Genomic DNA, 26423 nt, shown 5'->3' on the forward strand with positions numbered 1-26423 from the left:
GAGATCGGCAGTTTGCGACGCATCGCGGCACGTCGGCAAAATCGTTCTGTTTATTTCGCCGAGTGCCCCCATTTTAGGGAAGCGCTACCGTTTTCAGGCACAATATAGGTTTAACCGCCCGGCCGTTCGACCGATAGCCAAGCTCCAGCGTCGACCCTGCGGGTCGACTCAAAGCGTTGACTAAAGAGAACGGGCGCCGGACGGGGTAAGACGAATGACGCCGGACGGCGCGCGCTAAAGGAATGGCGGGCGCCGGCGGGGGGCCGGGGCCTCAGTGCGCATCGAAGCGGTCGGGCGACGCGAGCGGGCCGATACATCAACGAAGGAACTCTATGCAACTGGTCAAGACCGAACGAGATAACCTCCTCAGGCCGCTGCAAACCGTGAGTGGCATTGTTGAACGCCGCCACACGTTGCCGATCCTCGCCAATTTGCTGATTACCAAGAACGGCCCCGATGTGTCGTTCTTATCCACGGACCTCGAGCTTCAGATTACGACGCACGGCGACTTCGGCGTCGGAGGCGAATCGGTCGCGACAACGGTAGCAGCAAGAAAACTCCTCGACATTTTGCGCGCGATGCCCGACGGGCAAGTCACGCTGACGCTGAACGACAAGCGTCTGACTGTGCAGTCCGGCAAGAGCCGCTTCGCGCTGCAAACGTTGGCCGCGGACGAGTTCCCGACGGTCGCGCAGGCGAAGGATTTCGGCGCGAACCTCGCGGTCCCGCAGAAGACGTTCCGCCAGCTGCTCGGCATGGTGTACTTCGCGATGGCGCAGCAGGACATCCGCTACTACCTGAACGGCATGCTGCTCGTGGTGGATGGCGGCCAGCTGATGGCGGTCGCGACGGACGGTCACCGTCTCGCGTTTTCGTCGATGAAGATTGAAGGCGACTTCGCGCGCCAGGAAGTGATCATCCCGCGTAAGACGATTCTCGAGCTGCAACGCCTGCTCGAAGACATCGACGACGTGTTGAAGATCGACATTGCGCAGACGCAAGTGAAGTTCAGCTTCGGCCAGGTGGAACTGGTGTCGAAGCTTGTGGAAGGCAAATTCCCCGATTTCCAGCGTGTGATTCCGAAGGCGCACAAGAACTCGTTCGTGATCGGGCGAGAGGAACTGCAGCGCTCGCTGCAGCGCGCGGCGATTCTGACGTCGGACAAGTTCAAGGGCGTGCGCTGCATTATCGAGCCGGGCCAGCTGAAGATCATGTCGACGAACGCGGACCAGGAAGAGGCGCAGGAAGAACTGGAAATTGCGTATCAGGGCGACGCGGTCGATATTGGATTTAACGTCACGTATTTGCTGGATGTATTGGCGAACCTGAAGGTGGACATGCTGCAGGTGAGCCTCGGCGACGCGAGTTCGAGCGCGCTGATCACGATACCCGAGAACGACGAGTTCAAATACGTGGTGATGCCTATGCGCATATAACGCGACCGACAATAAGAACAGACCAAGGGGCGCATCGCCCCTTTGGCGTTTTTATGGTGTTTTGAAAATACCCCGTGCAGTAACGAAGCAGTACGCAGAACCGGAAGGAACCCATGAGTGAACTGAACCATACCCAACCCGATAACAGCTACGGCGCCTCGTCGATTCAGATCCTGGAGGGCCTGGAGGCGGTGCGTAAGCGACCGGGTATGTACATCGGCGACACGTCGGACGGGACCGGTCTGCATCACCTCGTATTCGAGGTGCTCGACAATTCGATCGACGAAGCGCTGGCCGGATATTGCGACGATATTCACGTGACGATTCACGCCGATAACTCGATTTCGGTTATCGATAACGGCCGCGGCATTCCGACGGGCCTGAAGATGGACGACAAGCACGATCCGAAGCGCAGCGCGGCGGAAATCGTGATGACCGAATTGCACGCCGGCGGCAAGTTCGACCAGAACAGCTACAAGGTGTCGGGTGGCTTGCACGGGGTGGGCGTGTCGTGCGTGAACGCGCTTTCGTCGTGGTTGCGTTTGACGGTGCGCCGCGACGGCAAGAAGCACTTTATGGAGTTTCACCGCGGCGTGCCGCAGAACCGCGTGATCGAGGACGTGGATGGCGAGCGCGTTTCGCCGATTCCGGTGGTGGGCGATACGGAGAACCGCGGTACCGAAGTGCACTTTATGGCCGACGAATCGATCTTCGGCAATGTCGAATACCACTACGACATTCTGGCCAAGCGTATTCGCGAGCTGTCGTTCCTCAATAACGGCGTGCGGATCCGGTTGACGGATCTGCGCTCGGGTAAGGAAGACGATTTTGCCTTCGGCGGCGGCGTGAAAGGCTTTGTCGAGTACATCAACAAGACCAAGAGCGTGCTGCATCCGACGATTTTTCATATCGTCGGCGAGAAGGATGGCGTGGGCGTGGAAGTGGCTATGCAGTGGAACGATAGCTACAACGAAAACGTGCTTTGCTTTACTAACAATATTCCGCAGCGCGATGGCGGGACGCACCTTACCGGTTTGCGTGCTGCGATGACGCGGGTGATTAACAAGTACATCACCGATCAGGAAATTGCTAAAAAGGCCAAGGTTGAAACGTCCGGCGATGATATGCGCGAAGGGCTATCGTGCGTGCTGTCGGTGAAGGTGCCGGAGCCTAAGTTCAGTTCGCAGACTAAGGACAAGCTGGTTTCTTCTGAAGTGCGGGCGCCGGTTGAGGAAGTGGTGGCCAAGGCGCTTGAAGAGTTTCTGCTCGAGACGCCGACCGACGCGAAGATTATTTGCGGGAAGATTGTGGATGCGGCGCGGGCGCGGGATGCGGCTCGCAAGGCTCGCGAGATGACGCGGCGGAAGGGCGTGCTGGATGGCGTGGGGCTGCCTGGGAAGCTCGCTGATTGCCAGGAGAAGGATCCGGCGAAGTCGGAAATCTACATTGTTGAGGGTGACTCGGCAGGTGGGTCGGCTAAGCAAGGTCGCGATCGGAAGTTCCAGGCGATTTTGCCGTTGCGTGGCAAGGTGCTTAATGTTGAGAAGGCTCGGTACGACAAGCTGCTGTCTTCTGAGCAGATCGTTACGCTGATTACTGCGCTTGGTTGTGGCATCGGCAAGGAAGACTACAACCTCGATAAGCTTCGGTATCACCGCATCATCATCATGACTGATGCGGACGTTGACGGTGCGCATATCCGGACGCTGCTGCTGACGTTCTTTTATCGGCAGATGCCGGAGATGATCGAGCGCGGGTATATCTATATCGCGCAGCCGCCGCTTTATAAGGTTAAGGCTGGGAAAGACGAGCGGTATCTCAAAGACGGCGCGGAGCTTAATGCGCATATGTTGCGGCTGGCTCTGAACGGGTCTGAGCTGATTGCTTCGGAAGGCGCTACGCCGATCGCCGGCGATGCACTTGGTGAACTCGCGCGCTCGTATTTGCTCGCGCAAGCGGTGGTTGAGCGTCTGAGCAAGCTGTATGACGCGAATGCGCTTGAAGCCGTAATGGATGGGGTCACGATTGATCTTTCTAATGAGGCTTCTACGGAGGCTTCGGCTAAGGCGCTTGAGACAAAGCTGCGCGATGATGCGCTGAAGCCTGAGGTCAGCGTGCATCCGATGTATGACCCGGTGCGTGAGCTGCGCTCGCTGCGCGTTGAGCGGCGGCATCACGGGAATGTGAAGGTTTCCGTCATCGATGAAGAGTTTCAGTTGACGGCGGATTATCAGCAGCTCGTTAATACGGCGAATACGTTTAAAGGCTTGATTGGAGCGGGGGCGGTCATTAAGCGTGGTGAACGCAGCATGGCTGTTAGCGACTTTAAGAGCGCTATGAAGTGGCTGATCGCTGACGCTGAGCGGAATGTTTCGAAGCAGCGATATAAGGGCTTGGGGGAGATGAATCCTGAGCAGCTGTGGGAGACGACTATGGATCCGAGCGTGCGTCGTCTGCTTCGAGTGCAGATTGAGGATGCAATTGCGGCGGATGGGATCTTTACGACCCTAATGGGAGACGAGGTAGAGCCACGTCGGGCATTTATTGAGTCGAACGCGCTTCGAGCTGGAAACATAGACGTCTAACACTTGTTGTCTCGCAGAAAAGATGTCCTGAATCTCAGGAAGTTGTCTTGCATCGATTTTCCAGTTGCTACTTCCTATCGAAGATCAATTTGCATGTGTCTCCAGTTTTTTGGAGAAGTATTTCAGCAGATGACATAATCGCGAGTGTTTTGTTTTTGCGGTGTGCCAACGGACCGTCGGCACACCGCGGCGCTTGCCGCGTACCGCAGCACAGGCCGAGCCAAGCAATAGCAACAGGCCAAGATCTACATAGGGGCAGAGACGAGTCTTCCGTGGATCTTTGCTCAACCCGCGTAGTTGTTATCTGTATAAGGATGGCTTTATGCCGCTGGAGCGGACAAATGCGCATGCGGCCGTTCCCTTTAAGCGCGCATCAGCATCCTGGAAGAGCTCTTCAGGAACAAGCCGAGGTAGCTAATCTTCCGTACGCTCATAGACCTCGAGCGTCTCGTGAGCACGCAATCGCACCATGCCTTCCGGAGGACGTTTGCCCTCCGGAAGCAACATCAGATCTATTTCTCCCGGCTTTTCACCTTTGTCACCAAATAGTGCTGTCTGAGTAGCCTTCTGGAATTCTTCGTGGCGGAAGAACAGATTTTTGTCTTTCCAGGCTATCCTTAGCGCTTCAATCGTGGTCTGGAGGGTAAAGTTGCGCGCATCGGTGCGAACATAGACGGTCGCGGTAGCGCTAGACTTCTTCCTGCATTCTTGGAACGTATGGTTCAGGAGATCGCGATATTCCGTCTGATTGTGGTGTCTCCCTTTTTGATCGAATTCCGGAAATGAAGGTCCTTCACCCAGTAGCCATAGGCGAATCCAGTTATCGTATCGGTAGTTGGTCACACCGTAATAAGGCGGGGACGTCAGTATGAGGTCCGCTTTGAAGTCACGTCTGAGTGTTCGCAGAGCGTTTCTCGAATCACCCAGCAGTACCTCGGGGCGTCGCATGTCGCGGTTGGTCTCAAGATAGCCCTTGGCATAACGCCATGCCATCTTCTTTTTAATCAGATCAACTGCGTCGATGATCGGAGGCTGCATGTTTCTTGCGCGCCACCATCGTACCGAGTATTCGGGAGACATGGACTTGGACTGGCGTAGCTGATTTGAAAAGCCGTCCCCAAGTTTCGCATGGAGATGGATTAACAACGTACCCATCAACGTTCTGTCAATCTGCGAGTCTCGCCAGTCCAAAAGACGACGCGCCGCGTTCAGGAAGGCCAGCACATCTGTCGACCAGGCGAGCTCCTGAAACTCGTTTTCAGCGATCCTGTCGGCACGAATAATACTGGATCTAACTTCCTCGGTTCGTCGAATCACGTCGTCGGGAACAGGGTGTGGATCTGTCTTTACTTTGGCGTAGACCCATGCAACGGGATTGATGTCGCAGCCGGCGGCACGCCGACCCGTAGCGAGCGCGACAAACGGAACGGTCCCCCTGCCACAAAACGGATCCAACACCGCTCCCCCGATGGGGCAATGGCGTGCGATAACCTTGCGCGCGAATTCCACTGGAAACATCGCATAGTATGGCCCAAAGCCGCACCATCGCCCTTCCACGGTGCTGGGAGACCATACGCGCGAGAGGTCATCCGGATCGACTGACCTTGGTCTAAACGGCTTGGCGGGGCGAACGTCCGTCGCCATGGATGTGGCTTGACGCGCACCCTTCTTCGTGCGAATCGCAGCATTCTTCTCCCCTTCGGCAATACCTTCGTCCGTCGATGGAAGGTATTTCGCCGCCCATCCGGGCAGCGAGGATACTGAAGATTTCAGGCTTTCGCGCTCGCTTACGGACAGGCGGCTCACGATGTTCTTCATCATTGTTCGTGTCATGTGAGGCTTTCCGATACCCCAGATACCAGTTACAGCCAGACCGGCTGGCCGGTCGGAAAGCGCGATCTTTCTAGGACTAACGTTGCGTACAAGGACCTGCTGGCCGGCCACGGAGAAACGCCGCACACCTGCACTCCACAGATACTCCGAGATGTTGGCTTCCGCAGCGGGTGAAGCAGATGTAATTCCAAGGCGCGTTAGTGCGGCCTTTCCGTTGACCTGAATCGGGAAACCGTGACTTTTGCTGAGGGAAGACACGGCGGCCTGAACAAGGTCCTGTTCGCTTTTTCCACCATAGTCCTCTGCGCGTATGAAGATGCCTCTGGCCAGGCGGATCACATTCCGCTCCTTCACAAGTCTGCAAAGAGCTTGATCTACGGCAGATCGACTACCAAAGGCGCGAACATCGTCGGTCCGAAATGCTTGCCCTTTGGTGATCTGCGGTAGCCAGTTGCGAATTTCTGCCATCGTGTTCATGTCGGAAAAATACCATATTTTTCTGACATGAATCAATCGAAGATTCGATTGCCTTATGTGCAAGGCAAGCTCGGCATTCACGGCGATGCGATAGAGTCGTTTCATCGATAGCTATGGAAGCAAACCGTCCCCGATGTTAAGTGGCTTACTCGACACGGCGCGCAGCAGCATCAAAAAGCTACAAGCGACGGCTAGCGGAAAGAATTTTCGACAGGCTTGGAGCTCGCCCTCGGGCGCACCAGCTTCGAATGGTCGCGCTCGAACAACCCAAAGCTCTCGCGATTTGCGCGAGGGACATCCCCTTCGAAGCAAGGCACTCGGCACGTTTTATTTTTTCAGTTAAAGCTCGGGATTCGGGTCGTGTACCGGGCGTTTGATATGACTCAGACGATAGCCAGCGTTCTGCCAGTGCGATCTTCTCAGGCCACGCTTGAGGCAACAACTCCAATGGGTCTAGCTTGTCGCGAAGCAATGCTTCGAGCGTCGCGTTTGCCCGAGGAATCCGGTCACCTAGCATCCGTCGGACGCTCGGCGAATCGGAGAGCCGTTTTCGGATGTGTTTGAATATGCGTCCGTCTCCCCGAGTTGAAGTTCCCCATAGATGACGCGCGATGAGGCTCGGCATGGTCTCGACCTCATCATGTACTTCAATCGCGGGCTTTCTGCGATCCCAACCTAGTGTAACGGCCGTTTCTTTCCCAAGATAGTATCGGCGCGCCTTCTGTGCCCTTGTCCCCTCGAATTCAATCGACTGGGAGTGCGCGAAACAGTAGCGGTGGCCATGACGTGCGTGTCTGAAGCAGAAGTAGCAGTTGGGATATCGCAGCTCGTCGACTGCGCAGCCGAACAGGACCAACCAGAATGCTGCCCGGTCGAAACCGTCATCCGATCGCCTCGGCAGTAGCTGCAATTGCGCGTATGCAATCTTTAGCAACCTGACCGGGCTTCGGACCGCTTCCTCGATTGCCTTCGCATCAAGTCCGATGGAGTCTAGAAGAAACTCGACACCGTCGCGGAATGCGGCCCTGCTTATATCGTCCACGAGGCACTCCCGCAAGCAGGAGGCTGCAAGCCGATCAATCCGATTGGCGGTTACGGGCCACTTATACTTGCACGATACCGCGATATCGTCGACCACGAGCGGGAGAAACGGCAGGCGCTCCACATAGTGACTCCAACGAATATGCGCTTGCAGACCGTACACACTTATCCAACCTTCGCTTAACCCGAGGTCCCCCAGCAGGACAGCATCCTCAAGGTTTCTCCAGCCTGAAACGGCGGCATCGAAGGGCGAACTCCATCTAGGCCAAAGCCATACCCACTTTGACTTTGCGCGCTGCCGCGGCGTTGCATTTGCTGTTTTCATCCCATCTGGCGAAAATTTTGACGTGCACGGAAAATGCATCGACGTGCATTAGCGGAGTCGTTCATGGAAGCCCTGCTTACGGCAAATGAATTTGCTGCGATCCTGCGGATCTCGCGCCGAAAACTCGACGCGATGTATCTGAAAGGCGAGACGCCCGCATGCCTTCGAATTGGACGCCAGCGCTTCTGGCGGCCGGCGGATGTCGCGGTTTGGATGAACACGCTGGTAGAGCCGCACGGGAGCGCTGAAGAAGTCCTACCGGCGCACAATCAATGAAACTCCAAACATCAGTAATTTACCGAGACGGCGGGTTGCCCGCCCGAAGTCTATTTGGATTGCGCGACGACTTGTAACTTGGACGGCTTCGGCAGAGTCGTTGGTTGAAGCTTTGCTGCCTCGGGCCTTCGGGAACTCGACCAGGAGAAGAAATCGATGCCATAAAGTGAAAAAGCCAATCACATCAGAGATGGACTGGCTTCCTCGACCCGCTGAACGCGGCTGTACTACGCTGGACAACGTCAGTATAGTCACTTCGCCGGCCGAGTCAATCCCGTTCGTCTCCACGTTGCGCGAAATCCCCAATCGCGCGGTCGGCGCTCGTCCAGACGGACCGGGCGTCTCTTTCTCCAGGCGCCCTGATGGGCGCCGGAGACGATCTCATGCCTTCAAAAATAACCTATCGTGGCTTCATGCCTTCTGTCAAGTCGCCGCCCTCCGTGCCCTGGCATAGCTGGGGCGAGGAAGCAGCCGCGCTCCTTCTTGAATTCTCTCCGGAGGTGATGCATTACGGTAGTGCACAAAGCCGGCAGTTTCAGCTCGGCACGTTCGCGCATCCTTTCCGCTATACGCCGGACTATGAGGCAACACTGCGCGACGGCACGATTGTGTTCATTGAAGTCAAGCCGACGTACGAAACTCGTCGCCCTTCCGTGGCGAACCGCCTGGCCTTGGCGCGCGCAGGTCTCGCGGAACGGGGATATCCACTCTACGTCTGGGACGAAACGATCACTGGAGCCGGCACTCGTGGTGACACATTGCGACAACTACGCCCGTGGCGAGGTCGGATCGGTCGCGACGAAGCAAATGAGGCGCGCGAGACCTCGTCTTTCGGATGCGTCCTTGCACCTTAGGCGCTCTCATCCACCTCGCCCGTACCAAAACACGCGCGCTCGCGTGGCTCGCGAATGGTGCAGCCGGTATCGATCTCGATTCACCGTTTCTGTCGACGGCAGAGATCTTCGTTGACCCACCGGAGATGCGACATGCGCCGATTTTTGCTTAAACCTGGCATCGCATTTTCTGAAGGCGCTCTCCGCTGGACGGTATTGAGGCGTTTGCCTGACGGTCGAATCCAGCTGGAATCAGCGGACGGAGAACTGTTGCGTGTCGGCGAAACGGAGTTATGGGCGCACCACGCATCCGGCAAATGGCAGGTATACCACGACAGTATCGCTGAGTCCGTGGCGCCTGCGATTGAGGTCTCGCGGCGCGATGCGTCGACGTACAAGGAAAAGGATGTACAGGAGGCGCAAATGCGCTTGGCATATCTACGGGCTGTGGCCGCCGACGGATGTACAGGTCGATTTCGCTCGGAGACGGTACTCGCCCGGATTGCTACTGGCCTTGACGCGAAGGCACCGCCGAGCTATCGCACTTTCTGCCGCTGGAGGAGCCGGTATCGAGTCGCGGAGGATTCAGTGGACGTCATTCCTCGGCATGAGCGCAAAGGGCGAATCAGCATCCTGACCGGCTCCCTGCTCGAGCTTGTTGAGGACACGATCGAGACACACTATCTCAACCGTCAGCGGCCGTCCGTTGCATCACTGTACGACAGGGTCATCTCGGCCATCGAAGAGAAAAACAAACACCTCCCGGAGCCGCTACCAGCAATCAGCCGCGCGACGCTCTACCGTCATATCCATACGCTCGATTGGTACATGACGACAGTTGCTCGTGAAGGGCGTTTTGCTGCAAAGAAAAAGTACCGAGCCGTATACGGTTCACTACGAACGCAACACATCAATGAGCGTTGGGAAATTGACCATACGCCAGTGAATCTTTTATGCGTTTGCCCGGAACGTCGCATGGTCATAGTGCGGCCAGTCTTGACCGTCGTTATGGATGCTCACTCTCGCATGGTCGTCGGATTTCAGATCAGTGCGCGGACACCGGGGCAGGAAGAGGTTGGTGCGGCGATTCGCATGGGCATGATGGGTAAAGGTGCTCTGTTGCAGCAGCTCGGGCTTGAAAACACGGACTGGCGAGCCCGAGGTGTTCCCGCGCTTGTTGTTACCGACAACGGTATGGAGTTTCACGGGACCGGGTTAAGGCACGGCTGTGCGGACCTCGGCATTGAGCTTGCATATTGTCCAAGCCGCGCACCTTGGCACAAGGGACGAGTCGAGCGCTTTATGCGAACGATCGCAGAACAGCTATTTCACCGCATCCCGGGGACAACATGGTCTAACACGCATCAGCGTGGCGACTATGAGTCCGCCGATCTTGCATGCGTCACCCTTGACGACCTGACAAGGCTCGTTGTGCGCTGGGTCGTAGACTGTTACCAGCATGCTCCGCACCGAGGCCTGCGAGGGCGTACACCTCACATGGTCTGGCAGGAGAGTAGCCGGAGGCACTACCTCTATATGCCGGAGACCCCTGGCGACACCGAGATAGCGTTTGCGGGTACGACGAGTTGTTCAATAACAAACAGCGCAACTTACGTGCGGCGCCATTTCGTCAAACGCGCGACGCGCGATGTTGAAGGATGATGATTCCACCAGCAAGACCATCCGCGTTCTCGCTTCATTTACAGCACACTTGTTTCCCGCGCAATTTTGATTGCATTGCATCGACCGGTTGAATCCGTAATCTTAAGGCAAACGGTGGCAGCGGAGCGTGAGCTACGGCTGCCAAGTGCGGGCGGTCACAAATTCTCCTCGCGCGGTCGACGTTTAGGTATCAGCTTTTGGCCAGTGCATTCTCCCTCTTCCGATCCGCAGCAAATCGACAAGCGCCGTTCCGCCTCGACGTAGGTCCAATACCGCTTAGGCTCTTTTTCTTCCTTGGTTGCATTACACCACTTTGCGCATAGGGCCACTTTGCATTTTTCTCCTGCGAGGCAGTTACGGCATCACCTTTAAGCTCATCGTTTATGCGTTTTGCTTAGTGAGACCGAGAATCAGATCGGGCAATCTCTCTACCAACGGTCGAAGTCAGCTTCCCTTGACCTTTCCAGACCAGAATTGGGCATTGGTTTCGTGTGGAAACTAGCAGTTTAATATGGATGTAGATATCATCGCTTCTTATGCTAGGCGCGCGAGGCGAAGATGTTTCGTCGAAGAACCTATACCAGTTTCCGATGATACATACAGGATGGTCGAGTCAATTCAATGATCTCGGCATATCGACTTAATCTCCGTCGAGAGGAGTTTTTACTAGCGGATGTAGGTAATTTTAAATGAGGCGTCGGCCGTTTTTGGGTCGTCTCTTTTAGTAAATCCAGTGTGTATCTGTTCACCCGAAGGTCATCTACCCGTGGAGTATTGATGAGTCAGGCACCGAATCCATTTGAGACTATTCAGAAGCGAGGCGAACAAGAGAAGGAGGCCGCGGAACTGACCAAGCAGCAGAAGGAGTCAGAACGCGCGGCGGAGGTTCTTGGGAAGTTGGTGCAGCGAACGCAATATGTCGGGGAGTCTTTGAAGCTGGACTATCGCGTCGTGACTGTTCAGGTACATGACCATCACCGTCGGCAGGTGGGAGGAATTCCTCATCTGAGCTATCTGGTGGCGTCACGCGTTCAGCCTTGGATGCATCCCATCGTCTGGGATCAGGAAGACGCGTGTGTCCTGTTGCTGCGCGTGCTCGGCGCGGCGCCGACGCCAAGTGACATGATGGATAACGTTATACGCTCGGAGGCCGCACGACGAGCTACAGGAAACGACGCTGCACATTGGGAGACGAAGGAGCATATGGATGCGTACACTCGGTATCAGTTGTCGTTTGCTGGGCTCGAGTGCGAAGTGGTCGGGACGTTTTATCTTGGCCGCAAAGGCGATGATCCGGATGGAGGGTTCGAACTTAGATTCGGATCTGACACGAGCAATTTTTACCCCAACAGCGGACTGAAAATATACAAACCTATTGGCGACGCACTGGACGAGATTGTAAATTTCAGAGATCCATCACTCACGCCGGATCACCCGCTCAGGGATTACATTGTGCCGATCGGTACGGTGCGCTACGCGAGTACCGACCGTCTCATGCAAGGCGTCGACGGAGTCGGGGTTTCAATTGCTCCGACGGACATGCTCGCTCAGCGGACGGCACTTTTCGGGATGAGTCGTACGGGTAAATCGAATACGACCAAAATCATCGCTCGGGCGATATACGAACTGCGCAACGCCGAGACGTCTCCTGCAAAAATCGGCCAGCTTATATTCGACTACAACGGTGAATACGCCAACGAGAACACCCAAGGGGGTGGCGATATTGCCGCAAACGCACTAAAGAATGTCTGGCGCGAGCGCGCGGGCGCGATCAATGATGTGGTGACATACGGTCTCAACAAGCCGGTGACAGATCCTGATCGCAGGATGCTTCACATCAACGCGTTTGGGAACAAAGTTCGAGACTGGTCCGATCAGGAAAAGGTGTCGGAAGATCTAGACATGTTGATTGTTGGAAAAGGCATTCTAGGTGATTTGCTTGCAGACGATCCCGCGAAATATATCCAAAATTTTTGCGAGGTCGACCTGTCGGTTCCGTCTGATATTGGTAGCGGAAGCAAAAATACACGCTATAGACGCTTGGTTCTTGCGTATCGTGCGCTTCTGCGCAGGGGCGGGCTAGATGCGCCCTCGGCGTTAAGGGCACCCGATATCAGCGGTTATAAAGGAAACGGTCTATTTAGCGCCAAACTCCTAACGGCTATGCGTGCCAGCCCTAACGCTGATGCTCGGGTTACGTATACGGCAGCAGCAAATGCTCTAGATGTTGCAAACGCCAGTTCCCTGACGTGGGAAAAACTCGGCAATGCCCTCGAGACACTCGCACAGTTCATCGCGGACAGGAGCAGCGGATATGTGGACTTTAACAATGAATACATTTCTGATTCAAAAAATAGTGGTGAAAACTGGGCCGACCAGAATTTGTTGAGAGTGCTGGAAATGTATCGCTATCCGAATGGCGCGCGATCTGTTGCAAGACTTTCGCCATATCATGAGCCCAATAACACTAAGGATTTTGCGGTCGAGATCTATGACGAACTGGTTAGCGGGAAGCTGGTGATCATCGATCAAGCGGGCGGGGACCCATACTTGAATGAGGCTGCTGCACGAAGAATCATGTGGGCCGTTTTTAAGGGAAATCAGCGTGCATTTATTTCTGGTCTAACCCCACCCGACATCTTGATCTACGTTGAAGAGGCGCATAATTTACTTCCCCCAAGCAAAGCCGATGACCTAAAGGATGTCTGGGTTAGAACAGCGAAGGAAGGTAGCAAGTATCGGATTGGCTTGGTGTACGCAACTCAGGAGGTGTCGAGTATTCAGAAAAATATTCTGAAGAATACCGCGAACTGGTTTATTTCACATCTCAACAATACCGATGAGACGCGCGAACTGAAGAAATTTTATGATTTCTCTAATTTCGAAGACTCGATTTTGCGCGTTCAAAACCGAGGATTTTTGCGAGTAAAGATGTTGAGTAACCCGTATATCAATCCGATACAAATCGAACGTTTTACTCTCAATATTGATGAAAATGCTCTATAAACAGGGGTAAATATTGTGTCGTATGGTCCTGCCGAATTTGCTCAGCACAAGATTCTCGGTAGATTCACTGAGAATGAGGAGTTGAAGCGCAAGCTTCAGGAATTTCAAGAGCCCGAGTATCCCGACGATACGCGTGCGCGCGGCGTTGAGGTTAAACGTCGGCAATGGCAACCGCGCTATGTGGTGGCAATAGACGGTAGTCATCATGAGGTCCAGTACGATCAGGGCTTTCCGGGGGCCGAGCTTGGCTTCGTAAGCGTCGCAACAATCTTGATCGACGTGCAACTCCTTCTAGCAGAATCCGATAAACCGTCTATCGATCCAGTGAAGTTTAACAAGGTTCAGGGCGCGCAGCCTTTTACCGCCGTTTTGGCAAGCACCAATATGGTCACGAAAGGGGCGCCGGATGCGCGCGCCTCCTTTCGTAGAGACTGGTCCGAGTTGCTCGAGAAGACTAAGCCTGCAGAAAACGCAGAATCTCTTCTAGATACGTACAAAGCACTGCTCACCCTCAGGCAACAGGATACCAAGCAACACTGCCCGTTGATGGATATCTGTGCTGTGACGGACACACCTACGGCTGACTATGCGTCTGGTAAGTGTGCTTGCGGAAAATATCCGGTTTATTTGTCGGACGCGCTCCGTATCCATGAGGGATTTGGTGATTTCGCTAGCAACGGGGAATGTTTCGGTGAAGTCATGCGAGTCCTCGAGCACTTATTCCTTGTAGGCTTTGTGCGTGAGATGGAGCGTCTTTGTCGGATAAGTGGGAACTGGTCCATGTTTGGGGACGTCGCCATAATTATGGACGGCAGCTTGGCGATTTTTGGACATCCCGCATGGTTAAGTCAGGCAATCAAAGCTGAGCTCAAGCGTATCAACGATGTCGTTGTCGAAGAAACGGGCGAGCAGCTTCTGATATTTGGTATAGAGAAAAGTGGGCGTTTTTTCGATCATTGGTGCCGCTTAGATCAGAAAAGCAGCAAGGATTTACAGCATGAGCGAGATCAGCCTTCAGAAGACACGGTCGGTAATGGTGGGTTCCAAATAAAAACGCCAGGGCGCATTGCAAAACAATCGGTTTTGCTAATAGATGATCCATACATCAAGAAGTATGTAGTCCCGAGCGTCACGGATAAGCCTCACGGAAAGGATACATATTACGGTCGACCGTTCTTATATAAGACTGCTTCTGGTGCGATGATCGTTGGGATCAGCGCGATTTTGTCAGACGCTCAAGATGATCGCTCAACGGCGAACCCGCTACAGTTTCCCCGTCTACCCGACATGCTCGATCTACTGGATATGCTTGTTTCGATGCGTTACCCGAATGCCGTTATACCGTTGATTGCTGCACACGCTGAGGCAGCGATTCCGCTCAACATGGGGGAGAGGGTGTTGGAGAAATTGGCGCGCGAACACATTCAGGGAGTGAAAAAGAGTTAACGCTGGATGAGCTAGCGCATGTCATGATCACCAGTTATTCGTGACCGCCGTTTATGCGATATATCGTGTTGTCAACGTCTGCTTGCGCTTGCTTCAAGTGCATACACAGGTGTGAACGAACAATAGAGTCTGACACAGCAACCCGAATAAACTCATTCGATTAGCGGTGCTCGTGATCACGACCCGGGGAAAGAGATGTTGACACGAGCACTGCGCGACACGGTTAGCGCAGCCATCTTGCGACAAAAGAGTCTGACACAAGCCGTGAGGCATGTGCTGCACTAAGCCATCGCATCTCAGCTCGGCGACTGGAGCGACCGGTGACGATCCGTTGCTGACCTTCAGGTCACCACGGCGGGTACCGCAGTTTATCGAAGAGCGGTCACCCGGATTTGTGCAATCAACGTGTTGTGCTGACGCTACGGGATCGCGCTCAGTCATCCCTTTCGGCTTGCCAGGCGTGGTAGCTGCAAAGTCCATTGTTGTTTTGGTCATCCGGTCCAAGCGCCTCACTACACGCCGCGCATCGGGTGAATTGCAGTCTCCCCGAGCATGCGATGCAACGTCCATCCTCGAGGAGAAACGTGTCCCTAGTGCATTCTGGGCAGATTGCTATAGGCTGGTCGCCGCCATCAGTCATGGCGATGTAGCTGTCCGCAAAATAGCAGTCCGCGACCGCTGCCTCGATGACGTCGTCGAAGTCGAAATCCTGCCTACAGGACGCGCAGCTGAAGGCGAGTTGTTCGAGAGACTCGACTTCCGAATTCACCGGCTTCACCAGCTCGGAACCACAATGACTGCAGCGAATGTGGCGGGCAACTTGTTCTCCCGCCGGCGACTTCCAGTCGATTTCGTCCATCGTTGCTCGGCACGAATCGAGTTCGCGTTCGTAAACTTCGTTCTGTCAAGAAGCGCGGCCCAAGTCTTGTCGCCAAGCAACTCAGCCGGGTCCTCATTAAGTTGGGTAGCGATGAAGTCGCGGATGACAATGAACGACTTTGCTAATACTTCGCGGATGCTTTCCGTCGTAGCACTTGTTCGATAGTGCTCGATGTCATTGCGAAGACGTACCACTTCATCCAATCGAACAAAGTCCGCGACAATGTTGAGTGATTTGAATCGCTCTTTGATATCTTGAACATCAACCGTCTTCTTGGCTTCTCCCCGGAAGCCGATGCTGTTATCTTGCTTGCGCACTGGTCGGATGTTCTTTTTAATTAGGGCTTCGTCCGAATCCGGGGGTGAGAGTTGGCGCAGTTTTTCCTTGAATGGCAGCAATATGCCGGCTGTCAGATTGCGCACAGCAGAAAGACCTCTCCGTTCGTCCCCGGATAGGTAATCCTCAGCCCCAATCTGAATAGAAGCGATTGCGTTTTTTAGTATCGTGTCCATGGGCCTGTGTCCTCACTACGCGCAGACATACCCGGAATTCCGGAGCCTAGTGTACCGAAATCATACAGTCCGGCACTTCGGATCCATGCGGCGGCCTTGCCGCTACCGAGAGGGACCCGCGCTTAGTTAGCCTGAAGCGATCGCTCAACTTCGCAAATTGGAGTGCAGTTCGCGACCAATTTTCGACAGTCATCACGGGATGATGAGTGTCCGTTCTCGGCCCGAAAGGAGACCGATGCACGCGGCATAAACTGGACCCATCGAAGCCCTCCATCGCCTGCGTGTTAATGCCTGCAGTACAACGAACAGCAGTGTAAGCGTGTAGCCGATGCCGTCTTGACACACTCGTTGTAATCTCGGTGTGCCCGGCGCATGGCGGACCGCACAAAGCCTACGCTCCCCAACGATCCAGGAAGGCCGTTACGTCATCGCGTGATTGAAGAATCCGCTTGTCGAGCGCGTAGTCGTCAAACAGTTGCTGATGTGCAATGTACGAACTCGATCCCTGACGGCTGCGATACGTCGAAGCCCATTCCAGCAACGCTGCGAATGACGCTGTGTCCCCGCCACGACGAATACCGCGCTGACGGATATTCTCAACGCATTCAGCTTCATCAAGACATACCCAGATCAGCGCGGTTGAGTCGTCACGGATCTCATTGACGAGCGCGCCGTAAATACCTTCAACGACCCAGCGATCGGTTGTGACGGCATTTCGCAGTAGTTGAACGGCCTCATCGCGCTCGCGGGCGATGTTGTACCCGCCCGGAAGCCAATGAATTAAATCCAGGTCTACACAAGGCGATCCCAGGTGATTCGCGATTCGTTCCGCGAGCCAGCTTTTTCCGGAACCCGAGTTCCCCACTATCAGCGTTCTATCCAGATTCATGCGGGTACTCATCTGTGGAACCCATTGGTCAATCGCCTGTTAGTCGGGCGCCGCTGCCCAATTGATCGGCGATGGCCCACGGCATCAGTTCGTCGACGCGATTGATCGCACGATCGGCGATGCGGGCCAGCACGAAGCGCAGGTACGCTTCGGGATCAATGTCGTTGAGCTTTGCGGTACCGATGAGACTGTAGACTGCGGCCGCGCGTTCGCCGCCCGAGTCGGCGCCGGCGAACAGGTAGTTTCGCCGTCCGATGGCCACCCCGCGCAATGCTCGCTCGACCGGCAGGTTATCGATCTCGAGCTGGCCGTCGCTGCAATATCGCGTGAGCGCTTCCCAGCGGTTCAGCGCATAGAGGATGGCCCGGCTCGTGTCGGATTTCTTCGACAGCCTCTCCAGCATGGCGGCGAGCCACGCGTGAAGTTGATCAAGTAACGGGCGCGCGTGCTCCTGTCGATACGCGCGACGCTCGTCGGGTGGTTTGCCACGGATCGCTTCTTCAATCCTGTAGAGCGCACCGATGCGCTCAAGGGCTTCGGTGTTCAGCGCATTCGGACGCGACGCATGCAACTCGTAGAACTGTCGTCGGGCGTGCGCCCAGCACGCGGCTTCAGTGACGCGGCCGGTTTCGTAGATCGCTTGATATCCGCCATATGCATCGGCCTGCAGCGTGCCGCCGAACGCTTCGAGATGTTGCTGTGGGTGGATGCCCTTGCGGTCAGGCGTATAAGCGAACCACACGGCCGGCGGCGTCATGTTTGCCGATGCGCGATCGTCACGTACATAAACCCATAGGCGCCCAGTCTTCGTCTTGCCGTTGCCCGGCGCCAGCACGGGAACCGGCGTGTCGTCAGCGTGCAGTTTCGTTGCCGCCATCATGTGACGCCGTAGTGCATCGACGGGTGGTTGCAGGAGCTTCGCACCATGCCCGACCCACTTCGCAAGCAGCGAACGATCGAGCTCGACGCCTTCGCGCGCGTACATGACCGACTGCCGATACAACGGGATGTGGTCCGCGAACTTCGCAACGAGCACATGGGCGAGCAAACCCGGACCGGCGAGTCCGCGTTCGATGGGACGACTCGGCGCTGGTGCCTGTGCGATGTAATCGCAGCAAGCGCATGCGAACTTCGGGCGTACGTGACGGATCACACGGAAGCTCGCCGGCACGTACTCGAGTTGCTCGGCGACGTCCTCACCGAGCAGTTTCATCTGCCCGCCGCAGGCTGTGCATGTCCCGGCCGATTCCGGCAGATGCGTTTGTACCTCTCGCGGTAGATGTTCCGGTAGTGGCTGCGCGGCGTCTGTTCGGGTGTTGTGCGCGGCGTCTTCGGAATCTCGATTGGCGTGGCACCTTCGTCTGCTTCGAGCTCTTCAAGTCGCAGTTCGAGCTGTTCGATCTGGCGATCGAGCTTCTCCGACTTGCGGCCGAACTGCATGCGGCGCAACTTCGCAATCAGCAGCTTCAGGTGTTCGATCTTGGCCTTGCCCGTGGCGATGACCGCATCGCGCGAGACGAGCAGATCCTGCATGTGCTCGAGCTGCGCGTCACGCTGGCGCAGTAGCGCCTTGAGCGCATCGATGTCATCGGGAAGGGTGTCGGCCGAACTCATGTCCGACAGTTTACGTGTCGGCGGCGACGTTTACCACGCGGACATGGGCGCGCCGGTGCGCGTCGGCTGACGCCAGTCGATGCCCTCGAGCAGCATCGAGAGTTGTGCGGGACTCAGCAATATCGTTCCGCCGGTCGCCTGTGGCCACACGAAGCGCCCCTTCTCAAGACGCTTCATGAGCAGGCACAGCCCGTCGCCGCTCCACCAGAGGACCTTGAGCAGGTCACCGCGCCTGCCGCGGAAGACAAACACATGACCGCTGAACGGATCGCGCTCGAGAACGGTCTGCACTTTCGCGGCGAGACTGTTGAAGCCCGCGCGCATGTCGGTGACGCCGGCAGCTAACCACACGCGTGTACCCGATGGTAGGCCTAGCATCACGGAACATCACGCAAGCAGGTCAGCACGGCACGCAGCACATCAAGATCAGGTGGGCCTTCAAGGCGCACGCGAACGGGTCCCCGTTCCACGATGATGGCCATCTGCTGTCGCGGCGACGGTGGCATTTGCACAGGCAGGAACGTTTCTTCTGCCGGCATCAGACCGGTCGCATCGACCCGTGCGCGCTCACGTCGCCATTTCGCCACCATGTTCGCATTCAGCCCGTGCTCCTGCGCAACCTCCGAGATCGAACGTCCCGGCTCGTTTGCCTGGGCGGCCACCATCTCCCGAAACTCTTTCGTGTAGTTCTTTGAGCCTCGTTGCCGCCCTGGTGCGTTCAATTCCATTGCTCTGATTCCCACTAGATCTGGTGGGAATCAGAATGCCCAGGCAGCTTCGTCATGAACAGACGGTACTCGATACTCGCTTACGCGGAAGACGAAGACGTGACCACTGAACGGATCTCGCTCGAGCACGGTCTGCACCTTCGCGGCGAGGCTGTTGAAGCCCGCTCGCATGTCGGTGACGCCGGCGGCGAGCCACACGCGAGATCCGCCGGGCAGGCCAACGGCGGACGGCAACATCAGCACGTTCACCGCGACAGACTACCACGATCTCGATCAGGGTGGCGGTGGAGATGTCGCCGCTCAGGCGCAGTTTCGCTTCGCCGCATTCGATCTCATACATGTGGCCGACATGCGGTGGTGGGCATGCGGGTTCTTCGGGTGTAACTGGCACCGGCTGTGCAACCGCTACAGGCAGCCAGTTCAGTGTCGCGGGTTCAGGCGTCGCCTGTGCCGCAATGTCGGGCATGCCGTAATCTCCAGCCAGGTAGTGGCGACGCCATTTGAACAGCAGATTGGCGTTCACCGCATGCTCGCGCGCGATCAGTGCGGCCGATGCGCCGGGCTGCAGCGTTGCTTCGACAATCTGCCGTTTGAACTCCACCGGGAAGTTCGGGCGTTTGATGCGTTTGGCTTGTGTTGGTCTGTCCACGATTGCGTCCACCATAATTTGGTGGACATCAAAGTAGCCAAATTCAACGGTCAGTTCCAGACGGTACGGGGAACTCGCTTACACAGCAGGTTTCATGAGTCCTTTTAGCATTCTTCTTCACGAGTTCCGACCGCGCAGCAACCTCAGGCAATCCGATCCCGCCGAAAAGTTCGGCTACGAGCAGTCGTACCTGTCTTCGCTCGAAGTGGGGCGCAAAGGCCGCCCGACGCGTAGATTTGCTGAGGATTGTCGAGGTTTTTCGCTTGCGAGATCGAGACGCCGAAGAATTGCTACAGGCGTGGGAAGACTCGTGCCGAACGATCGAGATCCCTGATGACGCGCCGCGGGCCCTGTATGAGGCTCTGAATGGGGGTACTCGGCAATTCAGTCGGGCCCTCGGGCCCTGATTTCGGTTTGCGCGGCACACAACTCCTCTGCGTGCATGCTATGCCTTGAATACAAAATCTCTGACAGTCTCGCGTCTCTCGGCAGTCAAGGATAGCCTCTGAAAACGCGCGAAGATCCTTACGATGCAACTGCCATCAAAAAGACTGACGAGTCGGCTTGTGGCGCTGTATTGCCGCATTGCACGCGCATGCCGTCGATGACAGACGTGGAAAGCCTGTCCCAACGACTATGCCGGAAAACTCATCCTATACCGCTCCAATTCTTCGACTTCCTGCTCTGCATCAAGCCACTGCCCAGCCCCAAGCAGGACGCGCATCATCTCGCAACGCTGCTGCACGCGACGAGCCATAGTCTGTTCGTATGTGCCCGCTTGATAGCAATAAATCACCTCCACCTTCTCATTCGTACGCCGGCTGCCCCCGAGCCGGTGAACCCGACCAATCCGCTGCTCCATTGCGGCAGGGTTCCACGTCAGATCGAAAAGAACCACATGTCGGCAATAGTGATGGAGATCTATCCCTTCCTGAGCCTTTGGCGTAGCGATCAATACAAGAGGAGACGACGGAAGATTGAACTTTTCCACGTTTCTTTCTTCGTCATCAGTTTCCGCGTCGTGACGAACGACGACGGGCAAGCGTCGACCGGTTCCCACCAAAGGCTCTAGCGATTTCCATGTATCCATCTTTGCTTCGCGTAGGTGCTTCAAATGCCTACGCCACCAATTCTTGACGGCAGACATTTCGATCGGTGGGCAATCCTGGGAATGCGACATGATTTTCGCAACGCCAGCGGCACAGTCGGGCTCAAGATCAAGCCACTTTACAATCTTATCGATGTTGCGCCGAAATTTCTCCGCGCGGTGGCTCATCACATCGGAATACTTTTCGACCGCCGGATGCTTGGAAAGCATCTTCGTTAATGCCTTGGAAGTCTCGATCCGCTGAGTAAACACCACTACCTTGGTGTTCTTGCTGACCAGTTCAGCGAGCTTTTCTACTGCAATCCGGAGCTTGGGATCATTGACCTCGTGCTTCGCAACCACGGCCCAAAAAGCGTTTGTCCAATGCTTGTCGACAGCGGCGAGTGGCGAGAGCTCGAGGGACTTTCGGGCTGCAGGCCATGACGAGCAGAACGATTCGCGGCGGCTGGCGATATGCGTTCTACTGCCGGACGCCAATACGCTCTCCATACTACGTTCAAGCAACAGCGTGGGTAGCAAGGCGTCCGAGTTTGTCCTTCCGGCCCAATGCTGCACCGCGCGCTCAGATTCGTGATCCCACGATGCTCGCACCATATGTCGGCGCAGCTTCCGCTCAAGTTCTGCTTTGGCCGGGTACGGCGCACGGCGCGCGACGGCCTGCCGGAAATCATCGAGGGCGAGGTCTGATATCTCATCCTTGAACGCCTTCGGTACGCCGATCGCGTGCGAAAAGTCGAACAGGCGCTTGCGGAACTGCTCCACAGATAACGCGAAAGGCGTCGCTGTTACCAGGAGGCATTTCTTGAAGCGATTGTGAAGTAGTCGCGACACCACGCGATGTCGAACGGTGCCGTCCAGCTTGTGTGCTTCATCGACTATCAGTAAGTCGAATCGTGTCCCATTAAGACTTGCACGAGCCTGAATATGGTCGAGTTCGTTCTCAACTTGAGGATGCACTCCTTCCTTCCAGTCGCGGGTTTTCGGGTCCAGCAAGAGGTTGATGCGACGAGCCTGCGCTGGGGATATTTGTTCGTCTTGCACCGTACGGAGGTCACAATCCAGCACTTTCTTGATGAGCTGGTTGCGCTCAGCATCCTGGAGCCGTATACCGACAGACCTTACCGACTGCTTGAGAGCGGCGCGAAGGAATCCGGCGTCGCGACTATCGGAACCGTACTTCTTCAATGTCTCGTACGAGGAAAATGAGATGTTGGGCAGCGTCCCGTTCGCGGCGTCCGATTCGAACATGCTGAGGTTTGAGTAAAGCTTCTTTCCGCAGCTTTTCCATTCAGCAATGCGCTCTTCGCTGACGCAGCGCGAAATCTCATCCCAACGGCGCTGCCAAACTTCGGCCATGCGTCTGCTGTGAGTAAGCACGAGGATTTTGGCGCCCTTCTTGCGCGCCAGCGCTGCAAACGCGACGCCTAGTGCCACATACGTCTTTCCCTTGCCTACCTCGTCGGCGAGAAGGACGCCGGGTTCGTCCTTGTCGTAAAGACGGTCGTAGATGCCTTGCGATCGTGCGTTTTGGTTCAGCAATTCCTGCCTGTACGCCTTGCCTATTTCGTCGCCTGAAAGGGAAAGGTCGATATCCTTCCCAACTCCAAACGCGATCATGCGCCCCCCTTGAGTTGTTCGATTGCAACTCGAAATTGCGGGCGAAGATGGACCGGAAGACCTTTGGCAATACCTGAGCAAAATCGTTTCGAGCGTTGCTGCCACCGGGTGCGTTCATTCCCGCGCACGCGTGCGGCCAGCGCTTCAGCTGCTTGCCATAGTTCGAGGCGTACCCATGCGTGCCAAACTTTCTCGATCTCGTCGGCGCCGGCCGCCGGAGCATGCACATCGAAAATGTGGTCGAGGAGTCGCGTCAGATAGGTGCGCTCCAATCCAGGCGTTGTTGGTTCGAGCATGCTTCTTTCGAAGTACCGAATGCGGCTTGCAAGTTCGCGAACTCGATCGGACCACTGAAAATCACAGCGCGACTGCTCATCGCCTTTGCTCCGCTTTGCGATCTTCCATTTCGTACCTGGCAACCCTCGGCCCGTCATTGCGCCCATCATGGCGAGCCAATCCTCCGGCGCAGGGTCCGTCGTGACTTCTTCGCAAGCAGGAAGCTGCTCGGGTTCGATGAAGATGGGGAAGTATCCGACTTCATATCCGCCGCCCCGTTTGTGGGTGACGAGGCAGGCTTCACCTTCCGCAAGGTCGAAGTTGCTGCATGTCCCGCGCGCCACCTTGACCACCTTGCGCGCGTAGCGCAACTCCGTACTCGACGCAGCTTCCGACGAAACCCATTCGATTCGGAGTTCACGCTTGAACGGCTCGTAGATCGCACTCTTCAATGGCATCCAAACTTTGTTCCGATTGATCTCGGGCGGTTGGAATTCAACCTCGTCGAGCGGGACACCTTTTGTTTGCAGTGGATCGAATAGCATCGCGTGAATCTTTTCCCATACTGCGTCAAAGATCCAGGCGCACTCCACGTTGCCGGACGAGGGCTTGGTAAGCAACGCGGCTTGCGTCATATTCGGCGACCCCGCGAGCATCCACACCCGTCGAACACGCTTCGGCCTATGCACAATGCCGACCAACTTGCCGTGCAGATGCCCGCGCGCGGGCGGAACCGGATACAACAAAAGCCTGTCCGCGAGCGGCTCGAAAACTTCGCGATTGCCCTGCACGCGAAGGGGCGACTTTTCGAGTTGCGGAAGATAGACATGAAACTGCGCGTCCGGATATCGGGTGGCCAGTCGTTCCAGCCATGTTTTATCCACGGAGCCGTCACCCGGCTCATGTCGCTCAAAAAATGGGGCGATGAGGTGAATCTCCTCCGCGTCGCGCGGCGCCTTCGAAGATAAAAATCGCGGGCCGATTGGTTCGTTCAGGCTCGTAACGAATGCTCCACCGAAGTCGTCCGCTCGCGCTTGCGTGCTTTGCCGTCGAATCAGTTGTGCACTTCTGACGTCACCGAGCGCATCAAGCAGAACCTGTAGATCCTTTGGCAATCGAGTGTCACCCGGCCGATGGAACATAGCGATCTCACGATTCGCGCGCCAACCTGCTCTCGTCAAATTCGATGATCCATCGGACCAGACTACTTGATGTTCAAAGAGCGCGATAAGGAGCTTGGGATGAAAGAGCCGTCGGGAATTGGGCCAGAATGACACATTGAATCCGAGCTTGTGCCCCTTGTAGTTCGAGCGGTCACATATGACGTCAACCAGGACCGTGGACGGCGACCACGCTACCCCTTCGGGCGATTCGCATGCGGCATTGCTGAATCGGGCAAGGAGGTCGGCAAAAAAGTCGCCATTGAAGGTGAACGTGCACGCTAGCAACGCTTGCGGTGCTCCTAGCTCGCGAAAGACGTTTAGCCAGCTTTCCTCTAGTGAGGCAGTTACTTCAAGCCGCATGAGCTTTCCATCCTGTTTGACGGACCAAAGCCCTGAGATTTGAAAAACGGAAATCGCGGCGTTGCGTGGCGGGGCGCCAGTCGGAATAGACCGAGTGCTGTCCGATAGCATCCAACCAAGGTGTTCCCCGCCGGGCATCGCGCGTAACCGCTAGATGCATTCGATAAAGGGTATTTACCGGATTCTCGCTTTGAGCGAGTTGATCTATTCCTTCTCGCAGCGCCACAGCGATCGGGTTGTTCGCCTGCCATGCAGTCGGAAATGGATTGGTTCGTTGCGCAGCCGATGCTAGGGTCCGCAGCGCTCGCGCCTTTGACGAGGCGATGGCTTCGACACCTTGCAACATCTCCGCGAAGACGTCCAGCGCGGCACGCTCAAGTTGAGTGACCAGCTTCGTCGCTCGAGCGAGTCGGCGTTGCTCGGCGTCGAGGCATCGCAGATGTGTTTCTGACCATGACTGAGCCAGAGGACGACGCAGAGCCGCGAGCGCAGCTAACCTCATTCGACTATTGGCGCCGCTGAAAAGCAACCTGCCGAGGCGCTTGCGTGCCGCACGAAGATCGACCTTACGGCATGCCTTTTCCAAAGCGTCCCACGATGAAATCCACTTACGGTCTTGGGGAAAGTCCACATCCTGCAAGAGATTTCCAACAACGCTATCGATAATCTGGAGCGAACCGTCCTGCACAACACCTAAGCCGCGTAGCGAGACGATGTAGTTACCGACGAGTCCGGTGGCCCGCTGATCGGCAAGAATGGGGCGGCTGATGTCAGGCCGTTTGCCTTCGCAAAGACTCCGTACGACTGTAATGCCAGCTATGTGCCATTGATTTGCCGTGTCGAACTTGCACCAGAACTGTTTGAGCGCTCGCTCGAACGGGGCGAATCCGTCACCGAACAACTCCGCGTCGACGTTTGCTTTAGTGGCTTCTTTCGCCCACCTTAGGCCGATGACGGTCCACAAATACTCATCGGCACTTCTGGTTACTCCAGTTAGCAACGGAGCGAGATCGTCAGACATCGCCTCGCGCAGGGCGTCGAAGCCCAACGGATCGGCTGCCCGCTTTTGATCTATATCTGATGGATTGTTCCAAAACAAGCTTGACGACATTGGTTATCCAAAAAGTATTCATAGGTCTCTAGTCAATCAAATACGGTCCGGATAGTAGCAGCAATTCGAAGGCAACAAAACGATCAAAGCGGGAGCGCAGATTGCACTAAGAAATTTGAACGTAGTCGCTAAACTTTTTATGGGAATTGTCGATATTGCGTAATTGACAGCGGGGTAACAGGAGACGTTGACGGGGAAAGCCAGACCTCTTGTCATGAAAGGTAAACACCAGCATTGGTGCCAGGATACCCGTGCGAGTCGGCCCCTGTCAAAGCTCTCCCTCGACCGCATTGCGACTACTGCTCGGTATGGGCGTGCACGCTGTATGGCGCGTGGATCGGTCCGCGCGGCAAGCACAACTCTCCGCTTGGCCCGCCTCGCCAATGCAGCGTTATGGAAGCGAAAAGCCGCTTGCACGTTATGCTCGAACCGTTAGCGGAAGCGAAGACGCGGTGCGACGGCGTCAGTGTCTTTGGGGGCCCGCGCCAGGGCTTTCCGATGGGGCGCGGCGGAACTCGGCTTCGATCCGCTGCCGTCGAAAATTCGCGCCTGTACGCTTGATCAGTGCGAGCAGGCGTTGCATTACGTGAAAGCGT

General features: G+C 56.0%; 18 protein-coding genes and 2 pseudogenes. 8 read left to right on the forward strand and 12 right to left on the reverse strand.

What is annotated here, in order from left to right:
- The first annotated feature begins 332 nt into the window (after positions 1-332).
- Together dnaN and gyrB are read left to right on the forward strand one after the other, a co-directional pair.
- Entirely contained in the window at positions 333-1436 is a 1104-nt protein-coding gene (gene dnaN / locus ACYPXD_RS29750) for a DNA polymerase III subunit beta (protein ID WP_459720241.1), read from the forward strand.
- 113 nt (positions 1437-1549) lie between these two features.
- Positions 1550-4021, forward strand: coding sequence for a DNA topoisomerase (ATP-hydrolyzing) subunit B (gene gyrB / locus ACYPXD_RS29755; protein ID WP_459720244.1), 2472 nt, complete (start codon positions 1550-1552; stop codon positions 4019-4021).
- A gap of 414 nt (positions 4022-4435) precedes the next feature.
- On the opposite strand, the gene ACYPXD_RS29760 is transcribed toward gyrB, so the two are convergent.
- Both ACYPXD_RS29760 and ACYPXD_RS29765 read right to left on the reverse strand, forming a co-directional pair.
- Positions 4436-6436, reverse strand: coding sequence for a DUF6088 family protein (locus ACYPXD_RS29760; protein WP_459720247.1), 2001 nt, complete (start codon positions 6434-6436; stop codon positions 4436-4438).
- Between the two features lie 73 nt (positions 6437-6509).
- Positions 6510-7736, reverse strand: coding sequence for a helix-turn-helix domain-containing protein (locus ACYPXD_RS29765; protein ID WP_459720250.1), 1227 nt, complete (start codon positions 7734-7736; stop codon positions 6510-6512).
- 24 nt (positions 7737-7760) lie between these two features.
- Here ACYPXD_RS29765 and ACYPXD_RS29770 point away from each other — a divergent pair, with 24 nt between their 5' ends.
- The 5 genes from ACYPXD_RS29770 to ACYPXD_RS29790 all read left to right on the forward strand — a co-directional run bounded on the left by ACYPXD_RS29770 (position 7761) and on the right by ACYPXD_RS29790 (position 14920).
- The gene (locus ACYPXD_RS29770; RefSeq protein WP_459720253.1) at positions 7761-7973 is read left to right on the forward strand and encodes a helix-turn-helix transcriptional regulator; all 213 of its coding nucleotides are present in this window, start codon (positions 7761-7763) and stop codon (positions 7971-7973) included.
- Positions 7974-8356: 383 nt separating this feature from the next.
- The gene (locus tag ACYPXD_RS29775; RefSeq protein WP_459720257.1) at positions 8357-8827 is read left to right on the forward strand and encodes a hypothetical protein; all 471 of its coding nucleotides are present in this window, start codon (positions 8357-8359) and stop codon (positions 8825-8827) included.
- Positions 8828-8959: 132 nt separating this feature from the next.
- Positions 8960-10468: a transposase family protein gene (locus tag ACYPXD_RS29780; protein WP_459720260.1), complete on the forward strand. Its 1509-nt coding sequence runs from the start codon at positions 8960-8962 to the stop codon at positions 10466-10468.
- Positions 10469-11245: 777 nt separating this feature from the next.
- On the forward strand, positions 11246-13474 hold the full coding sequence (locus tag ACYPXD_RS29785; protein WP_459720265.1) for a helicase HerA domain-containing protein: 2229 nt from the start codon (positions 11246-11248) through the stop codon (positions 13472-13474).
- An 81-nt stretch (positions 13475-13555) separates the two neighbouring features.
- The gene (locus ACYPXD_RS29790; RefSeq protein ID WP_459720268.1) at positions 13556-14920 is read left to right on the forward strand and encodes a hypothetical protein; all 1365 of its coding nucleotides are present in this window, start codon (positions 13556-13558) and stop codon (positions 14918-14920) included.
- Between the two features lie 774 nt (positions 14921-15694).
- Here the strand turns inward: ACYPXD_RS29790 and ACYPXD_RS29795 are convergent.
- The 7 genes and pseudogenes from ACYPXD_RS29795 to tnpA (ACYPXD_RS29825) form a co-directional block, all read right to left on the reverse strand.
- Positions 15695-16312 (reverse strand): hypothetical protein, encoded by a 618-nt coding sequence (locus ACYPXD_RS29795; protein ID WP_459720271.1) that lies wholly within the window; start codon positions 16310-16312, stop codon positions 15695-15697.
- A 391-nt stretch (positions 16313-16703) separates the two neighbouring features.
- Positions 16704-17201: a P-loop NTPase family protein gene (locus tag ACYPXD_RS29800; RefSeq protein WP_459720274.1), complete on the reverse strand. Its 498-nt coding sequence runs from the start codon at positions 17199-17201 to the stop codon at positions 16704-16706.
- 28 nt (positions 17202-17229) lie between these two features.
- Positions 17230-18815, reverse strand: a pseudogene (gene tnpC / locus ACYPXD_RS29805) (IS66 family transposase).
- 30 nt (positions 18816-18845) lie between these two features.
- Positions 18846-19193, reverse strand: a complete 348-nt coding sequence (gene tnpB / locus ACYPXD_RS29810) for an IS66 family insertion sequence element accessory protein TnpB (RefSeq protein WP_459720277.1) — start codon at positions 19191-19193, stop codon at positions 18846-18848.
- On the reverse strand, positions 19193-19543 hold the full coding sequence (tnpA, locus tag ACYPXD_RS29815) for an IS66-like element accessory protein TnpA (RefSeq protein ID WP_459720280.1): 351 nt from the start codon (positions 19541-19543) through the stop codon (positions 19193-19195). Before tnpA (ACYPXD_RS29815) ends, tnpB (ACYPXD_RS29810) begins: the two co-directional genes overlap by 1 nt.
- A gap of 30 nt (positions 19544-19573) precedes the next feature.
- On the reverse strand, positions 19574-19780 hold the full coding sequence (tnpB, locus tag ACYPXD_RS29820; RefSeq protein WP_459720284.1) for an IS66 family insertion sequence element accessory protein TnpB: 207 nt from the start codon (positions 19778-19780) through the stop codon (positions 19574-19576).
- A 37-nt stretch (positions 19781-19817) separates the two neighbouring features.
- Positions 19818-20207: pseudogene (gene tnpA / locus ACYPXD_RS29825) on the reverse strand (IS66-like element accessory protein TnpA); the annotation flags it as partial.
- 79 nt (positions 20208-20286) lie between these two features.
- Here tnpA (ACYPXD_RS29825) and ACYPXD_RS29830 point away from each other — a divergent pair.
- Complete coding sequence (locus ACYPXD_RS29830; protein ID WP_459720287.1) at positions 20287-20526, forward strand: helix-turn-helix domain-containing protein; 240 nt, start codon at positions 20287-20289, stop codon at positions 20524-20526.
- A gap of 300 nt (positions 20527-20826) precedes the next feature.
- Here ACYPXD_RS29830 and ACYPXD_RS29835 read toward each other — a convergent pair whose 3' ends face one another.
- Genes ACYPXD_RS29835 through ACYPXD_RS29845 form a run of 3 tightly spaced genes read right to left on the reverse strand, consistent with a single transcriptional unit; the run spans position 20827 to position 25827 of the window.
- Positions 20827-22917: a helicase-related protein gene (locus tag ACYPXD_RS29835; protein WP_459720290.1), complete on the reverse strand. Its 2091-nt coding sequence runs from the start codon at positions 22915-22917 to the stop codon at positions 20827-20829.
- Positions 22914-24716, reverse strand: a complete 1803-nt coding sequence (locus tag ACYPXD_RS29840) for a hypothetical protein (RefSeq protein WP_459720292.1) — start codon at positions 24714-24716, stop codon at positions 22914-22916. Before ACYPXD_RS29840 ends, ACYPXD_RS29835 begins: the two co-directional genes overlap by 4 nt.
- The gene (locus ACYPXD_RS29845) at positions 24706-25827 is read right to left on the reverse strand and encodes a hypothetical protein (RefSeq protein ID WP_459720295.1); all 1122 of its coding nucleotides are present in this window, start codon (positions 25825-25827) and stop codon (positions 24706-24708) included. The genes ACYPXD_RS29840 and ACYPXD_RS29845 overlap by 11 nt, the downstream gene beginning before the upstream one ends.
- Positions 25828-26423: the final 596 nt, after the last annotated feature.

The organism is Paraburkholderia sp. 2C, assembly GCF_054589215.1.

Bases quoted from the DNA above. Each gene is read 5' to 3' on its own strand.
- tnpB (WP_459720284.1), bottom strand. From the start codon at position 19,780: ATGTTGCCGTCCGCCGTTGGCCTGCCCGGCGGATCTCGCGTGTGGCTC.
- ACYPXD_RS29800 (WP_459720274.1), bottom strand. From the start codon at position 17,201: ATGAATCTGGATAGAACGCTGATAGTGGGGAACTCGGGTTCCGGAAAA.
- ACYPXD_RS29840 (WP_459720292.1), bottom strand. From the start codon at position 24,716: ATGCGGCTTGAAGTAACTGCCTCACTAGAGGAAAGCTGGCTAAACGTC.
- gyrB (WP_459720244.1), top strand. From the start codon at position 1,550: ATGAGTGAACTGAACCATACCCAACCCGATAACAGCTACGGCGCCTCG.
- tnpB (WP_459720277.1), bottom strand. From the start codon at position 19,193: ATGCTAGGCCTACCATCGGGTACACGCGTGTGGTTAGCTGCCGGCGTC.
- ACYPXD_RS29845 (WP_459720295.1), bottom strand. From the start codon at position 25,827: ATGTCGTCAAGCTTGTTTTGGAACAATCCATCAGATATAGATCAAAAG.
- dnaN (WP_459720241.1), top strand. From the start codon at position 333: ATGCAACTGGTCAAGACCGAACGAGATAACCTCCTCAGGCCGCTGCAA.
- ACYPXD_RS29830 (WP_459720287.1), top strand. From the start codon at position 20,287: ATGAGTCCTTTTAGCATTCTTCTTCACGAGTTCCGACCGCGCAGCAAC.
- ACYPXD_RS29770 (WP_459720253.1), top strand. From the start codon at position 7,761: ATGGAAGCCCTGCTTACGGCAAATGAATTTGCTGCGATCCTGCGGATC.
- ACYPXD_RS29785 (WP_459720265.1), top strand. From the start codon at position 11,246: ATGAGTCAGGCACCGAATCCATTTGAGACTATTCAGAAGCGAGGCGAA.
- ACYPXD_RS29775 (WP_459720257.1), top strand. From the start codon at position 8,357: ATGCCTTCAAAAATAACCTATCGTGGCTTCATGCCTTCTGTCAAGTCG.
- ACYPXD_RS29765 (WP_459720250.1), bottom strand. From the start codon at position 7,736: ATGCATTTTCCGTGCACGTCAAAATTTTCGCCAGATGGGATGAAAACA.
- tnpA (WP_459720280.1), bottom strand. From the start codon at position 19,543: ATGGAATTGAACGCACCAGGGCGGCAACGAGGCTCAAAGAACTACACG.
- ACYPXD_RS29835 (WP_459720290.1), bottom strand. From the start codon at position 22,917: ATGATCGCGTTTGGAGTTGGGAAGGATATCGACCTTTCCCTTTCAGGC.
- ACYPXD_RS29795 (WP_459720271.1), bottom strand. From the start codon at position 16,312: ATGGACACGATACTAAAAAACGCAATCGCTTCTATTCAGATTGGGGCT.
- ACYPXD_RS29760 (WP_459720247.1), bottom strand. From the start codon at position 6,436: ATGAAACGACTCTATCGCATCGCCGTGAATGCCGAGCTTGCCTTGCAC.
- ACYPXD_RS29780 (WP_459720260.1), top strand. From the start codon at position 8,960: ATGCGCCGATTTTTGCTTAAACCTGGCATCGCATTTTCTGAAGGCGCT.